The 15,455-nt window shown below is 67.7% G+C and carries 11 protein-coding genes and 1 pseudogene; 8 read left to right on the top strand and 4 right to left on the bottom strand.

Annotation, left to right across the window (positions count from 1 at the left end):
* Positions 1-5: 5 nt before the first annotated feature.
* Complete coding sequence (locus EET10_RS06115; protein ID WP_122502752.1) at positions 6-2,336, top strand: copper-translocating P-type ATPase; 2,331 nt, start codon at positions 6-8, stop codon at positions 2,334-2,336.
* 419 nt (positions 2,337-2,755) lie between these two features.
* Here EET10_RS06115 and EET10_RS06110 read toward each other — a convergent pair whose 3' ends face one another.
* Positions 2,756-3,925 (bottom strand): M20 family metallopeptidase, encoded by a 1,170-nt coding sequence (locus EET10_RS06110; RefSeq protein WP_036398154.1) that lies wholly within the window; start codon positions 3,923-3,925, stop codon positions 2,756-2,758.
* On the bottom strand, positions 3,922-5,109 hold the full coding sequence (locus EET10_RS06105; protein WP_099188089.1) for an amidohydrolase: 1,188 nt from the start codon (positions 5,107-5,109) through the stop codon (positions 3,922-3,924). The genes EET10_RS06110 and EET10_RS06105 overlap by 4 nt, the downstream gene beginning before the upstream one ends.
* A 116-nt stretch (positions 5,110-5,225) precedes the next feature.
* On the opposite strand from EET10_RS06105, the gene EET10_RS06100 reads away from it, so the two are divergent.
* Both EET10_RS06100 and EET10_RS06095 read left to right on the top strand, forming a co-directional pair.
* Positions 5,226-6,041, top strand: coding sequence for a purine-nucleoside phosphorylase (locus tag EET10_RS06100; protein ID WP_122501972.1), 816 nt, complete (start codon positions 5,226-5,228; stop codon positions 6,039-6,041).
* A gap of 12 nt (positions 6,042-6,053) precedes the next feature.
* Positions 6,054-7,631, top strand: a complete 1,578-nt coding sequence (locus EET10_RS06095; RefSeq protein ID WP_036398164.1) for a phospho-sugar mutase — start codon at positions 6,054-6,056, stop codon at positions 7,629-7,631.
* Between the two features lies 1 nt (position 7,632).
* Here EET10_RS06095 and upp read toward each other — a convergent pair whose 3' ends face one another.
* Positions 7,633-8,262 (bottom strand): uracil phosphoribosyltransferase, encoded by a 630-nt coding sequence (gene upp, locus EET10_RS06090; RefSeq protein ID WP_122501971.1) that lies wholly within the window; start codon positions 8,260-8,262, stop codon positions 7,633-7,635.
* Between the two features lie 111 nt (positions 8,263-8,373).
* On the opposite strand from upp, the gene EET10_RS06085 reads away from it, so the two are divergent.
* The 5 genes from EET10_RS06085 (at position 8,374) to EET10_RS06070 (ending at position 13,518) form a co-directional block, all read left to right on the top strand.
* Complete coding sequence (locus EET10_RS06085; RefSeq protein ID WP_099188087.1) at positions 8,374-9,237, top strand: alkaline phosphatase family protein; 864 nt, start codon at positions 8,374-8,376, stop codon at positions 9,235-9,237.
* A 48-nt stretch (positions 9,238-9,285) separates the two neighbouring features.
* Positions 9,286-10,599, top strand: coding sequence for a protein export chaperone SatS (gene satS / locus EET10_RS06080; protein WP_122501970.1), 1,314 nt, complete (start codon positions 9,286-9,288; stop codon positions 10,597-10,599).
* Positions 10,600-10,853: 254 nt separating this feature from the next.
* On the top strand, positions 10,854-12,722 hold the full coding sequence (locus tag EET10_RS31575) for a PPE domain-containing protein (protein ID WP_167480131.1): 1,869 nt from the start codon (positions 10,854-10,856) through the stop codon (positions 12,720-12,722).
* Positions 12,719-12,943 (top strand): hypothetical protein, encoded by a 225-nt coding sequence (locus EET10_RS29110; protein ID WP_136624713.1) that lies wholly within the window; start codon positions 12,719-12,721, stop codon positions 12,941-12,943. Before EET10_RS31575 ends, EET10_RS29110 begins: the two co-directional genes overlap by 4 nt.
* 11 nt (positions 12,944-12,954) lie before the next feature.
* Positions 12,955-13,518, top strand: coding sequence for a hypothetical protein (locus tag EET10_RS06070; RefSeq protein ID WP_036398172.1), 564 nt, complete (start codon positions 12,955-12,957; stop codon positions 13,516-13,518).
* A gap of 118 nt (positions 13,519-13,636) precedes the next feature.
* Here the strand turns inward: EET10_RS06070 and EET10_RS06065 are convergent.
* Positions 13,637-15,151: pseudogene (locus EET10_RS06065) on the bottom strand (IS1634 family transposase).
* Positions 15,152-15,455 lie beyond the last annotated feature (304 nt).

The raw sequence follows: 15,455 nt of genomic DNA, 5'->3' as shown, positions 1-15,455 counted from the left end.
GGCGGATGCGGGTTCACGTCGGCGGCTCCGGTTTCGACGAGATTCGAGCCGTCGCGACCGAAGAGACCGTCGCCACGGTGGCCGGCGTCCGGGCCGTTCAGGCATATCCGCGAACCGCGTCGGTGGTGATCTGGTACGCGGCCGAAGACTGCGATACCGCGGCGGTGCTGTCGGCAATCGTTGACGCCCAACATATTCCGGCAGATTTGGTGCCCGTGCGGGCTCCGCATTCGGCTGCTGAGCGCAACGGTGGTGTGATACGCACGATCATCGGCCGGCTGCTGGGCCGCCCGCGCGACGTCCCCGCGGATCACGGCGGATGCGGCGAGGTGCAGGTCGCCTCGTGCCATGCCTCGCCGGGCGCGGATCCCGCGGCCGAACGGCGGACGTGGTTGCGCCGGGTCTGGCTGGCCTGGCCGTTTGGGTTGCTGTCGGCCGGGTTGACGATGATGGCGGCCCCGTGGGCGGGGTGGTTGGCGTTTGCCGTCACGGTGCCGGTGCAATTCGTGGCCGGCTGGTCGATTCTCCAGGAGGCCGTTGCGCAGGCCCGGGCGTTGAGCGCCAACATGGACACGCTGATCGCACTGGGCACGCTGACTGCGTTCGGCTACTCCACCTATGAGCTATTCGCCGGTGGCCCACTGTTTTTCGACACCTCGGCGTTGATCATCGCGTTCGTGGTGCTGGGCCGCTACCTGGAGGCCAGGGCCAGGGGCAAGGCGTCGGAGGCGATCAGCAAGCTGCTTGCCATGGGCGCCAAGGAAGCCCGGCTGCTCATCGACGGCGAGGAGCAGCTCGTCCCGGTCGACCAGGTGCAAGTCGGCGACCTGGTGCGGGTACGACCCGGGGAGAAGATTCCCGTCGACGGCATCGTCGTCGACGGACGCGCCGCCGTCGACGAGTCGATGCTGACCGGCGAATCGGTTCCGGTCGAGAAGAGCGTGGGTGACCGTGTCGCCGGGGCGACGGTCAACGTCGATGGGTTGCTGACCGTGCGCGCCGTCGCGGTCGGGGCCGACACCGCGCTGGCGCAGATTGTGCGCCTGGTCGAGCAGGCGCAGGGCGGCAAAGCCCCGGTGCAACGCCTGGCCGACCGCGTCTCGGGGGTGTTCGTACCGGCCGTAGTGGGTATCGCGGCCGCGACCTTTGCCGGCTGGACGCTGCTGGCCGCCAACCCGGTCGCCGGCATGACCGCCGCGATCGCGGTGCTGATCATCGCCTGCCCATGCGCGCTGGGCCTGGCCACCCCGACGGCCATCATGGTCGGCACCGGCCGCGGCGCGGACCTGGGGATCCTGGTCAAGGGCGGCGAGGTGCTGGAGGCCTCGCAAAAGATCGACACCGTCGTCTTCGACAAGACCGGCACCCTCACCCGCGCCCAGATGCGGCTCACCGATGTGGTGGCCGACGAGAGTGCCCACCGCGAGTTGGTGCTGCAGCTTGCCGCAGCCGTGGAATCCGGTTCCGAACACCCCATCGGCGCGGCGATCGTCGCCGGTGCGCGTGAGCGGGCGCTGCCGATTCCGGCCGCGACCGAATTCGCCAACCTGGCCGGACACGGGGTGCGGGCCGATGTCGACGGGAAGCCCGTGCTGGTCGGTCGACACAAGCTCGTCGTCGAGCACGATTTGCAGCTGTCCGACCGCCTCGCCGCCGCGGCGGCCGAACTCGAAGAGCAGGGCCGCACCGCGGTGTTTGTCGGCCGGGGGGACCGGGTCGTCGGGGTGGTGGCGGTGGCCGACACGGTGAAGGACGACGCCGCCGAGGTGGTCCGCCAGCTGCATGCGATGGGACTGCAGGTCGCGATGATCACCGGCGACAACACCCGTACCGCCGCGGCGATCGCCGCCCAGGTGGGCATCGACCGGGTGTTGGCCGAGGTGTTGCCGCAGGACAAAGTCACCGAGGTGCGCCGGCTCCAAGACGAGGGCCGGGTGGTCGCCATGGTCGGCGACGGCGTCAACGACGCTCCCGCGCTGGCGCAGGCCGATCTGGGCATCGCGATCGGCACGGGCACCGACGTGGCCATCGAGGCTTCCGACATCACCTTGATGTCCGGCCGGCTCGACGGCGTCGTGCTGGCGATCCAGCTCTCCCGGCGCACCCTGCGCACGATCTACCAGAACCTCGGTTTCGCGTTCGGCTACAACACCGCCGCGATACCGCTCGCCGCGCTGGGCATGCTCAACCCCGTCGTGGCGGGCGCGGCGATGGGCCTCTCCTCGGTCAGCGTGGTGACCAACTCCCTGCGGCTGCGCCGCTTCGACCGGCTACCCGCAGCCCCGAAGGAAATCCCGGCACGATTGAACCCACCCGATGACCCGCCGCCGGGTTAGGACGGCGCTGATCTCGCGGCCCGAGTTGGCGGACGCAACTGCGACTTTCCCGTCAGCCCCATCAGCCTCCAGGCGTTCGGGGCGTTGGTCGTGCCCGGCTGTCAGCGCCGATTCCGTTGCGCCCCTTGGCTTGTCGCTGAAGTACGGGCATCTTTGATTGAGTCAACACGCATCGGGTCGGCCCGAGACCAATGTGCAGGATGTGGGTGCCGGGCCCGGGAGTGCGCCGAGCGCGGTGACGAGATCGGCACCGTCCCAGGACGGCGCTCAACGAGGTAGTCGGTACATTATGTGCCCGGCCCGGGCGATGAAGAGTCCACTGCCCCAGGCGATCTTGCAAAACTATTCGTGCTCAGCCGATCGCCCGACAACGATGTCCGTGGTTGCGGCTGCCCAACCTGAAGCGACCCGCCACCGGATCAGAACGCCGCCGCCTGTTCGATGATGTTGACCATCACCCGCAGCCCGATCGCCAGGGCTCGCTCGTCGAGGTCGAATGTCGGCTGATGCAGATCCAATTGCGGCCCGTCGCCCGACCACACGCCCAGCCGCGCCATGGCCCCGGGAACCTCCTCGAGATACCAGGAGAAGTCCTCGCCGCCGCCGGACTGCCGGGTATCGGCCAGGACTTCGGGGCCGACGGCTTCGATGGCGTGGGTCAGGATGCGGGTCGAGACGTCCTCGTTGACCACCGGCGGCACCCCGCGGTGGTACTGCAAGGTGTGCTCGATCACCAGCGGCGCCAGCAGCGCGTCGACGGCGTGGCGGATGATGTCCTCGAGGTCCAGCCAGGTCTGCCGGCTGGCGGTGCGGACGGTCCCGGACAGGACGCCGGTTTGTGGGATGGCGTTGGCGGCCACGCCCGCGTTGACCGCACCCCACACCAGCACGGTGCAGTTGCGCGGGTCGATGCGGCGCGACAGCACTCCGGGCAGGCCGGTGATCAGCGTGCCCAGGCCATAGACCAGATCGGCGGTCAGGTGTGGACGCGATGTGTGCCCGCCCGGCGAATACAGCGTGATCTCTATCGAATCGGCCGCCGACGTGATGGGGCCGTGCCGGACCGCGACCTTGCCCACCTCGAGGCGGGGATCGCAGTGCAAGGCGAAGATGCGCGACACCCCCGTAAGCGCCCCGGCCGCGATCGCATCGATGGCACCGCCGGGCATCAGCTCTTCGGCGGCCTGGAAGATCAGCCGCACCCCGACCGGCAACTCGGGCACCGACGCCAACGCCACCGCGGTACCCAGCAGGATCGCGGTGTGCGCGTCGTGCCCGCAGGCGTGCGCGACATTGGGCATCGTCGAGGCGTACGGCGCGCCGGTGCGCTCGGCCATCGGCAGCGCATCCATATCGGCGCGCAACGCTATCCGCGGCTGATGTTCCGGACCGAAATCGCACGTCAGTCCGGTGCCGCCGGGCAGCACTTTGGGGTTCAGGCCCGCGTCGGCCAACCGCTCGGCGACAAACTGGGTGGTGGCATACTCCTGGCGGCCCAGCTCGGGGTAGCGGTGGATGTGGCGGCGCCAGGCGACCAGGTCGTCGTAGTGGGCGGCCAGCCACGACTCGGCGGTGTCGACGAGGCTCATCGGGCCGCCGCCCTGCGCTGCCGCGCAGCCAGCACCCGGTCCCGCTCGTCGGGAGTCTCGGCGAGGCGAACAACCGTGCGCGCCAACATGATTGCGCCGTCGACGACCGCGCGGTCGGCACTCGGGCCGGCCGCGGCCGCGGCGAAGGCGCGCTGGTGAACCGTGGCCCCGCCCGCCTCGACACCGATCACCGGATGGATCCCCGGTAGCACCTGCGTCACATTGCCCATATCGGTGCTGCCCATGGGCAGTGCTGCCTCGACGGCGGCGGGCACCGGGTCGCGCCCGAGCCGGCGCATTTCCTCCCGGCACGCGTCGACGAGCCATGGATCGGGGTTCAATTCCGCGTATGCGGGTGCGGCGGTGTCGATGTCGTATTCACATCCGGCGGCCAGCGCCCCCGCGGCAAAGCAGGCATATACCTTGCCCTCCAGGTCGCGCAGCGACTCGGACTCGAGCGCGCGCATCGCGTAGCGCAGCGTCGCGTGCCCGGGAATCACGTTGACCGCCTGCCCGCCGTCGGTCACAACGCCGTGCATCATCTGTCCGGGCGCCAGCTGCTGGCGCAGCAGGCCGATGGCCACCTGCGCGACGGTCGCGGCGTCGGCGGCGTTGACTCCCAAATGCGGGGCAACGGCGGCGTGCGATTCCTTGCCGCGGTACTGCACGCTGACTTCCGACAGCGCCAGCGACCGGGCCCCGGCGATATCCGTGGGCCCCGGGTGCACCATCACTGCCAGCGCGACGTCGTCGAACGTCCCGGCCCGCAGCATCAGCGCCTTACCGCCCCCGGACTCTTCGGCCGGAGTGCCCAGCAGCGCAACGGTCAGGCCCAGGTCGTCGGCCACCTCGGCCAGCGCCAGCGCGGCGCCCACCGCCGATGCCGCGATGATGTTGTGGCCGCAGGCATGCCCGATCTCGGGAAGCGCATCGTATTCGGCGCAGATCCCGGCCACCAGCGGCCCGTGGCCGAAGTCCGCCCGAAACGCCGTGTCCAAGCCGCCGGCGGCCGCGGTGATCGCGAAACCGCGCTCGGCGGCCAGCGTCTGCACTTTGGCGCAGCTGCGATGTTCGGCGAACGCCAACTCCGGCTCTGCGTGGATGGCGTGGGAGAGTTCGACCAAGTCGCCGCTACGGCGTCGCACCGCGGCCTCGACACGGTCGGCGGCGGTGAGTGCGGGCATCTTGGCAGTATCTCATCGAGGGGCGCCGGTTCATTGGCGAGCAGACACAGAGTCGCATGCCAAGGCCGGCCGGCGTGCGACTCTGTGTCTGCTCGCGCTGAGTAGGCTCGCGCAGTGTGACTGTCGCGCAGCCCGATCCGCCCGAACTCGCTCGACATGCAGCGCACGTCATCGCCCAGCGCACCGGGATCGGCCGCCATGACATCGCCGTCGTTCTCGGGTCGGGATGGTCTGCGGCCATCGCCGCGTTGGGCCAGCCGACGTCCGTACTGCCCCAGGCCGACGTGCCCGGGTTCGCGCCGCCACGGGCCGCCGGGCATACCGGCCAGCTGTTGTCCGTACCGGTCGGTGGTCACCGGGTGCTGGTGCTGGCCGGCCGCATCCACGCTTACGAGGGACACGACCTGCGCCACGTCGTCCACCCGGTGCGCACGGCGTGCGCGACGGGAGCACACACCGTCGTGCTGACCAATGCCGCCGGAGGGCTGCGGCCGGACATGCGGGTCGGTCAGCCGGTGCTGATCAGCGACCACCTGAACCTGACGGCGCGGTCCCCGCTGGTGGGGGCACAGTTCGTCGACCTGACAGATGCGTACTCGCCGCAGCTGAGAAGCCTTGCCCGCCAATGCGATCCGGAGCTGACCGACGGCGTGTACGCCGGCCTGCCCGGGCCGCACTACGAGACACCCGCCGAGATCCGGATGCTGCAAACGCTGGGCGCCGACCTGGTGGGCATGTCGACGGTGCACGAGACGATTGCCGCCCGCGCCGCGGGCGCCGAGGTGTTGGGCATCTCGCTGGTGACCAACCTGGCGGCCGGCATCACCGGTCAGCCGCTCAGCCACGCCGAGGTGCTGGCCGCCGGCGCCGCATCGGCGGCCCGGATGGGCGTGCTGCTGGCCTCACTGATCGAGCGCATTGCGCGCGCCTGAACCGTGACGCCCGTGACGCCCGAGGAATGGATCGCCCACGATCCCGATCCGGTAACCGCCGCCGAACTCGCCGCCTGCAGCCCCGGCGAAATCGCCGCGCGGTTTGCCCGTCCACTGACGTTCGGCACCGCCGGGCTGCGCGGGCCGGTACGCGGCGGCCCGGACGCGATGAACCTCGCGGTGGTCCTGCGCGCCACCTGGGCGGTGGCCCGGGTGCTCGACTCGGCAGGGTCGCACTCTCGCACGGTGATCGTCGGGCGCGACACCCGCCACGGCTCCGCGGGTTTTGCCACTGCGTCATCGGAAGTGTTTGCCGCCGAGGGGTTTTCGGTGGTGCTGCTGCCGGATCCGGTGCCCACCCCGGTCGTCGCGTTCGCGGTGCGCCGCACCGGAGCCTCAGCCGGCATACAAATCACAGCCTCACACAACCCGGCGACCGACAACGGTTACAAGGTGTACCTCGACGGCGGCATCCAGATCGTCTCGCCCACCGACCGCCGCATCGAGGCCGCGATGGCCGCCGCCCCGCCGGCCGATCAGATCGCGAGAAAACCCGTCCGGCCCGCTCGCACCGATCTGCTCGCTCGCTACATCGAGCGGGCGGCCGCCGTTCGCCGCTCGACGGGCTCGGTCCGGATAGCCCTGACCGCGATGCACGGCGTCGGCGGCGCGGTGGCCGTCGAAACGCTTCGCCGGGCCGGCTTCACCGACGTGCACACCGTCACATCGCAGTTCGCGCCCGACCCCGACTTCCCCACCGTCGCCTTCCCCAACCCCGAGGAGCCGGGCGCCACCGATGCGCTGCTGGCTCTGGCCGCGGGCGTCGGCGCCGACGTCGCGATCGCACTGGATCCCGACGCCGACCGATGCGCGGTCGGCATTCCCGCCGCGACCGGTTGGCGGATGCTGTCCGGCGACGAAACGGGCTGGCTGCTGGGCGATTACATCCTGTCGCAACCACAGGACGGGGCGAGGATGGTCGCCAGTACGGTCGTGTCGTCACGGATGCTGGCGGCGATCGCCGCCGACCACGGCGCGGTGCACGTGGAGACGCTCACCGGCTTCAAGTGGCTGGCCCGCGCCGACGCGGACCGGCCCGGGACCCTCGTGTATGCCTACGAGGAAGCGATCGGGCATTGCGTCGACCCCGCCGCCGTGCGGGACAAGGACGGCATCAGCGCCGCCGTATTGGTGTGCGACCTGGCGGCCGCGCTGAAACGGCAGGGCCGTTCGGTGCCCGGCAAGCTCGACGAGCTCGCCCGGCGCTATGGCGTCCACGAGGTTGCGGCGGTGCCGCGCCGGGTCGCCGACGCCGGCGAGGCCAAGGCATTGATGACGCGGCTGCGTGACACCCCGCCCGCCCGGCTGGCCGGTTTCGCCGTGACCGTCACCGACATCACCGACGCGCTGATCTTCACCGGCGGCGACGGTTACACCACCGTCCGGGTAGTGGTGCGACCCTCGGGAACCGAGCCAAAGCTGAAGTGTTACTTGGAGGTTCGCTGCGCGGTGGCCGGCGACTTGGCCGCTGCTCGGCACCTCGCCGGGCGGTTGCGTGACGAGCTGGTCGCCTCGGCGCGGAACTGGTGATTCAGCTTTGGCGGGGACCGTACTGGCGGTCGCCCGCGTCACCGAGACCGGGCAGGATGAACGCCGCTTCATCGAGCCCGTCGTCGAGGGCCGCGATGAACAACCGCGCTTTCGGCGCCACTTTTTCCAGCGCCGCAATGCCCTCCGGTGCCGCGCACACGCACAGCGCGGTGATGTCGGTCGCGCCGCGCGCCACCAGCAGGCCGACCGTGTACGCCATCGAACCCCCGGTGGCCAGCATCGGGTCCAGGACCATCACCGGCATACCATTCAGGTCCTCGGGCAGCAGCTCCAAATACGACACCGGCCGATGGGTCTGCTCGTCCCGGCCCACGCAGACAAAGGCGACGTCCGCGTCCGGTAGCGCCGCATGCGCCGCGTCGACCATGCCCAGTCCGGCGCGCAGCACGGGCACCAACAATGGCGGTTTGGTCAGCCGCACTCCCATCATCTCCGCGAGCGGCGTGCGGACCGGAACCGGCTCGGTGGGCGCATCGCGGGTCGCCTCGTAGACCAGCGCCAGCGTCAGCTCACGCAACGCGGCGCGGAAGGCGGCGTTGCACGTGCGTTCGTCGCGCAGCACGGTCATTCGGGCCGCCGCCAGCGGGTGGTCGATGACGTGGACGTCCACGGGGTGTGACCCTATAACGATCGGGCTCACGGCGGCTGACACGCTGGCTTTGGTGCTGCAGCGGGTCTAGGCCGCCCATATACTCCGGGCGTGCGCGGGCTTCGGGGGTTTATGGCGGGGGCGGGTCGAGTCCTGGCGGTGTTCGGCGCGGTCGCGGTGGCGATGTTGGGTCAGGTCAGGGCTCACGACGGGGTGCGGCCGACGGCGGCGCCGTTGCCGACGTTTGCGCACGTGGTGATCGTGGTGGAGGAGAACCGCTCGCAGGCCAACATCGTCGGCAACCCGGCGGCGCCGTTCATCAATGCCCTTGCCGCCAACGGCGCGATGATGGCGCAATCGTTCGCCGAAACCCATCCCAGCGAACCCAACTACCTGGCGATGTTCGCCGGCAGCACCTTCGGCCTGACCAAGAACGCCTGCCCGGTCGACGCCGGCTCGACGCCCAACCTGGCCTCCGAATTGCTGGCCACCGGGCACACTTTCGTCGGTTTCGCCGAGGATCTACCCCACGTCGGCTCGACCGTCTGCAGTGCCGGCAAATACGCGCGCAAGCACGTGCCATGGGTCAACTTCAGCAACGTCCCGCCAACGCTGTCGGTGCCGTTCAGCGCGTTTCCACAGCCGGAGAACTACCCGAGCCTGCCGACGGTGTCGTTCGTCATCCCCAACGCCGACAACGACATGCACGACGGCACCGTCACCGCCGGCGATGCCTGGCTCAACCGCGAAGTGTCGCCGTACGCCAACTGGGCCAAGGCCAACAACAGCCTGCTCATCCTCACGTGGGACGAGGACGACGGCAGCAGCCGCAACCAGATTCCGACGGTCTTCTACGGGGCGCATGTGCAGCCGGGCACTTACAACGAGCAGATCAGTCACTACAACCTGCTTTCCACACTGGAGCAGATGTATGGCCTACCCAAGACGGGCAATGCGATGAACGCTCCCCCGATCACCGATATTTGGAGCGGCTGAGCACTACCGGGCCGGGCCCGGCTCCCGGCCGTCGCTATTCTGTGCCGCATGGCTGCTGACCTCGTGCCCATTCGCCTGGGCCTGTCCGACGGTGACCGCTACACGCTGTGGGCACCGCGCTGGCGCGACTCCGGCGACGAATGGGAGGCGTTTCTGGGTAAGGACGAGGATCTGTATGCCTTCGAGAGCGTGGCAGACCTGGTCGCATTCGTCCGCGGCAACACCGACAACGACCTGGTGGACCACCCGGCGTGGGAGGAGCTGACCGAGGCGCACGCGCACACCTTCGATCCGGACGCCGACAATACATTCGATCTGGTGGTCGTCGAGGAGCTGGTGGCCGACAAGCCAACCGAGGAGTCGGTGGCAGCGTTGGCCGCGACACTGGCGATCGTGTCCTCCATCGGATCCGTATGCGAACTGCCGGCGGTGTCGAAGTTCTTCAACGGCAATCCCACCCTGGGCACCGTGTCCGGGGGGATCGACTACTTCACCGGTAAGGCCGGCCAGAAACGCTGGAATGCGATCGCCGAGATCATCGCGCGCAGCTGGGACGACGTGCTCAAAGCCATCGACGACATCGTCAGCGTTCCCGAGGTCGATGCCGACCTGGCGGCCAAGGCCGCCGACGAATTGGCCGAAGAGCCCGAGGAACCGGCAGAGGAGGAAGCCGAGGAGGCCGAGGAAGCCGTCGACGAGTCGGCGGCGGAGTCGGCCGACGAAGAAGACACCGAAGCCGCCGAGCTGGAATCCGAGGACGCCGACGAAGACGCCGAAGAAGAGGAAGCCGCGGCGGCCGTCGTGCTGGGTGGCGACGAGGACTTCTGGTCGAAGGTCGGCATCGACCCGGTCCAGATCATGACCGGTGCCGGCACCTTCTACACCCTGCGGTGTTACCTCGACGATCGTCCGATTTTCTTGGGCCGCAACGGCCGGATCAGCGTCTTCAACTCCGAGCGGGCGCTGGCGCGTTACCTCGCCGACGAGCACGACCACGACTTGGCTGACCTGAGCACCTACGACGACATCCGGACCGCGGCCACCGACGGCTCACTGGCGGTGGCCGTTACCGATGACAATGTCTACGTGCTCACCGGACTGGCCGACGATTTCGCCGACGGACCTGATGCCGTGGATCGTGACCAGCTGGATCTGGCGGTCGAGTTGCTGCGCGACATCGGCGACTACTCGGAGGAAAGCACCGTCGACAAGGCGCTCGACCCGGGCAAACCACTGGGCAAGCTGGTCGCCTATGTGCTCGATCCTGATTCGGTCAGCAAGCCCGTGGGCCCCTATGCCAAGGCGGTACGCGAATGGGAGCGAGTGGAACGGTTCGTGGAGTCGCGGCTCAGGCGCGAATAGCGGCGCCAGCCGGCGACGGCGGGCGCACATAGGGCCGCCAAGTTTAGGATCATGGCAAGGCGTTTGTTCTGCGCGCAGGGAGTAAAGTCCCAGGTGATGGTGTTTGCGGTGGTGCCGGCTGTGGCGGGGCTTCGGCGATGACGCAGGCGGGGTTGAGCGGCGAGGCTGGGTGCCGGTCGGGGGCGGCCGGGATGGCGGTGGCTGGTGAGGCGATGGGCGCGCGGGCCTGGCTCGGTAGGGGTTAGCGGGTTGTGGTGGTGCATCCCTGGTCGGCGTTTGGCCCGGAGGCCAACTATACGGCGTTGGTGTCGGGGTCTGGTCCGGCATCGACGCCGGCCTACGCCGAAGCGTTGAGCGCGCAGGCGGCGCAGGTGCAGGCGGTGGTAGCGGCCTCGGCGGCCAGTGGGGCGGCCACGTACGGCGGCGGTTGGCGTGGGGTGGGTGCGGCGGCGTCGGCGGTCAGCCAGGGTGCGCTGGATACCCAGCATGAGTTGCTGGCGGCGGCGCTGCTGGAGAAGGCATCCCATGTGGTGGCGGCGGCCGGTGCGCATCAGAGTGCGGTGGCCTCGATGGTCACCGCGCAGGAGGCGGTGGCCAATCGATGCGATGAGGCCACCGCCCGGCAGCTCAACCCGTTGGTGTGGGGGGCGTTGACCCCGCAGATCGTGGCGTTGGACCTGCAGTATGACGGGCAGATGCGGCCGCGGGGGCGGCCTAGGGCGCGACCTACGGGGCGGCGTTGCGCGCGGCCGCGGCGGCGGTCATGGTGCCGTTTCCGCCGGCGGCGTCCGGCGGGTCGCCGGCTGCCGCGGTGGTGGGGTTGGCCGACACCGGGGCGATCAGCGCGGCCGAAGCAACCCTGCAGGCCGGCGAGCAAGGCGCCCGCGCGGTCATCGCCCCGCCAACCGTCGGTGCCGGGATGGGGGGTTGGGCCGGCGGCGCCGTTGGCCGGCTCGGTCTCAGCGTCGGCGTCCCCAAGTGGTGCCTCGGCGGCGGCCACGCCCGCCGGGGCTTCGACGCTAGCCCGGGCGCCGCAGCCTCCGATGGGGATGTTCGCCCAAGTCGCACCCGCCGAAGGAATCGCCGCCCCAGCCATCGAGGGGCCGGGTTCAGCGCAGCTCAGCGAGGCGCTGCAGAGCCGTGCTGACACCCTCTCCCCGCCAGCCGGATCGGGTCCAAGAACCGCTGGTGTGATCAGCGGTTATCCGGGTGCGGGAACAACCAGCTACATCCGGCCCTCCGGTGACGGGTTCAGCCCACCATCCGTGAAGCGACCCGGCAGCGGCGCACCCGCTGGCATGCTCACCACCGCTACGCTGCACAGTCCGGTCACCACCGCGCCCCGCTCGACGGTGCAGCCGCTGGCCTACGTCCACCCACAACCACCACGACCCGGCGGCCCGTCGTCACCAGCGCCCCCGCTCGACCCCGGCGAGACCGCCCACACCCTCAACTCCCCACCCCCACCCCAACCTCCGGCACCCCCACCACCGGCCGCCCAACCGGCTACACCACCTGGCGACGCACCCGGTCCCCCCACCGGTAGCGACGGTCCTAACGGCTCCGGGAGCCCCGGCGCCCAGATGCTGGACCAAGGAGCGGGCCAAGCACCCCAAGCGCCACCAATGCTGCCGCCGCTGGCGCCGCAACCACCGATTCCGCCGCCACCGTCTCCGCCGCCGGGCACACCGCCGCTGGGGCAGCCCCCCATTCCGCCCTGGGCCAGCCCACCGCCACCGCCATCGCTGCAAGCGACACGGGAGGCCTACAACCAGTTGACAAACGACATCGACCACCACAATCTCAATCCGCCCAACCCTTCCGATTGGAACGCGGTTCAGGCTTATAACCAAGAAGCCTGGTATTACAACACCTTGAAGGCCCAGCTCGAGCGCCAATTAGATGCGGCCAACGCACAATACTCACACCCGCCAACGACGCCAAACGCGCCGACATCCCATACTGGACACAACCCGCACCACAACAACCACGTACACCCGGCGCCCAACCACAACCGGGCACGCCTTCAAGCCCAAGTATCGCCGACCAGGCCACAGAAATCGGTAGGGAAGTCTCGACCCTTCCCAAAGGGACCAGGTCAGATGGAATTGCTCAGAGGGTGACCAGCCTGCACCTTAACCAGGACCAGGCTGCAGTGGCAGCAGACATTGCCGCAAAGACCGCGTTCGGTGAAACAGCAGGAATTGCCAATCTGCCAAACGGAACAAAGGTAGTGCTGCCGGTTAGGATAGATCAAGGGATAGCGCTGATAGTCCAGCCCGACGGTTCGGTCACAGTGTTTCGAGGCGATCTTCATCAGTTCCTAACCTACCTCGGTAAATGAATGGATAAGCGATGAATAGACTCCTGCTTTCCCCCCTTATCGACTTCGAGGTGTACTTGCTCATGACGATGAAGCTGAGAATAAAGATGTCGCATAAGGAAGACCAACTAGCGGCCAAAGTGGCTGACCGCGGTCTATCGGTCGACGATGCGGAACGTATACATGAACGAGTAGCCGAAGCTCTCGGCGACGAAGCCTCTTATTTTCGAAATATGAAGAAGCTGCTGGGTATTGCCGGCCAGGACGCTACATCAGTGGAGTACAGCAGCATACTGTGGCCGGGATTTGACTTCACTGCGATCGCTAGCGAAGACGGCCTCCTCGAGTCTGCGTGGTACCGGCATAAAAAGCGCAATTCACCTACCGTAGATTCTCCGATCGGACTGCCTATCTGGAGTATGGACGTCGCCGAGTTCACAGAGCGATTTGGCCCTATGAACAGTGGTCGCCAGTGGTCCCTATTCGACAAGCTGCTCCCCGCATATGAAGAGTACGAATTCTCATGGGAAGGAGAGAGTTACGGTGCGGGATTCAGTTGGGGATTGTTCATGTTTTCTGCGATGTCGTGGGATTAACATCAAAAGAGAGTCACATAATCGAAAGTGCCGTAAGAATTGAGAATCCTCGTTGGCCCTTTCTCATGGATCATTGCTAGCACTTCAACCTTTAGCGAGCAACCCGACTTTTAACAGATTAGTGCGCACCGCTGTCGGCGTGGATTTCTGCTAGGGCTTCGGCGAGGTCGTCGGGGATGGGGTCGGCGGCGGTGATTGTGTGTTTTCCGGCTTGGATGGTGATGGTGCGGTAGCGGCGTGCAGTCCGCGCGAATTTCTTGATGCTTCAACCGGTTCGGTGTTCGATCCAGTGGGTAAGGGCCATCGCGGCGAACACAATCGTCAGGTGGGCATCAATGGATTGTCGCTTGTGGTGGTAGACCGGTCGGGCCTGCAGGTCGTGTTTGGACATCCGGAAGCTCTTCTCGATGCGCCACAAGTGGTGGTAGGCGCCGATCACGAACGTCGGGGTTTGACCGGTCAGGTTGGTGGTGTAGCCCTTCCAGCCGGCTAGGGCGCGGGCCTTGGCCTCCGGGTCTCGGTCGATGGCCTTGGTTTCCCCGGTCAAGGTGATGAACCGGTTGCGTTTGACCGGGGCTTTGCCGTCGACGGCTTTTTGGGCTTTGGCGATCTGGTCATCGATGCCCCGCAGGGTGCGCCGTGCGCGATCAGCGCGGTACTGGTAGTGGATAACCCGGTCAGGGATCCCGCGGGCCTTCTTCGGACTGGTGGCCGGCCACGGCTGGGTCAGGATCAGCTCATCGGGGACGGTTTCGTCGGGGTGCTTGTCATGCCATTCGCGCACCACGTCGGGGACAAATGGGAGCCGGGCACCCAGAATGTAGGTCAATCCGGCTGCAGCGATGTCGATCTGGTTGATCTCAGAGATCATCCCGGCGTCGGCGACCACCGTGATGCCGGACAGTTGATGGGCTTTCTTAAACGCCTTGATCACCGGCAGCATCGTGGCGGTTTCGGCCTTATTGCCCTCAAATGCCTGCACCGTCAACGGGAGTCCCGTCGCGTCGGTGAGCAACCCGACGGTAATTTGAGGCTCCAGACGCCGTTCCTTGGAAAATCCGGGCTCCCGGAAACCCGTCGCCGGCGTCGGTTTCGAAGTACAGCGTCGTCACGTCGTACAACACCAACGTGGCCGGCCCCAGGTCGGCGTGCGCGGCGCACGCGGCCGAAGGCCGTTGCCGGAAAGCATCTTTAGCGTACAACGGCAAGCGTCGGTTCAGAGTCGGGTATGACGGGGCCGCCACTCCGGTCTCATCGAGAACGCGCCCTGAGTCGATCTTGCTGGTTGGTTCGATGATCCGTGCGCACACCAACCCTCGGAACACATCATCGGCGACCTCGTCGAAACCGAGCAACCGATAAGCCTGGCACAAGGCATCCCACAGATGCGCTGCCCGCGACGAGGTGATCGGTAGCGGCGCTGACCCCCTTTGACCGCCCATTCCGAGGTCCAGTTCAGCCTGCCCCGCGCTCATCCGCTGGACAGCGGCGGCTCTAAGTGCCGCCACACTGGGCTCATCGTGGGCAGAACCCACATGCTCGATCGAGCGTGCGCCGCGCCGCGCCGCGACGACCACACGATCTGCACCGCGGTCGCCCCCGAACTCGTTTTCACCGTGCGCACGTAGGCCACCACCGCACCATACGGACCCGTCCTAGTGCGCAAATCCGCACCAGCGAGCAACCAAACCTGCAGGTCCCCGCCCTAGGGCCGGACTGAGGCCGCCAAAGTGATAAAAGTCGGGTCTCATGGATCATTGCTAGCACTTCAACCTTAAGCGAGCAACGCACTGCCTACACCTCAAACAGGAAGAAACTCATGAAGCAACCGACAGCGCAACGGCGGCCGCGTTGAGTGATACCGCGAATTGTTGACGCGCCCGCCAAAGTGAAGGCGGCTGGGAGCCGAGGACGAAGCAGCACCGAAACACGACAGG

The sequence above is a fragment of the Mycobacterium pseudokansasii genome (assembly GCF_900566075.1).
In the GTDB taxonomy this organism is placed as follows: Bacteria; Actinomycetota; Actinomycetes; order Mycobacteriales; family Mycobacteriaceae; genus Mycobacterium; species Mycobacterium pseudokansasii.
The sequence above is the reverse complement of the archived record's forward strand: the minus strand, read 5'-3'. Positions and strand labels throughout refer to the sequence as shown.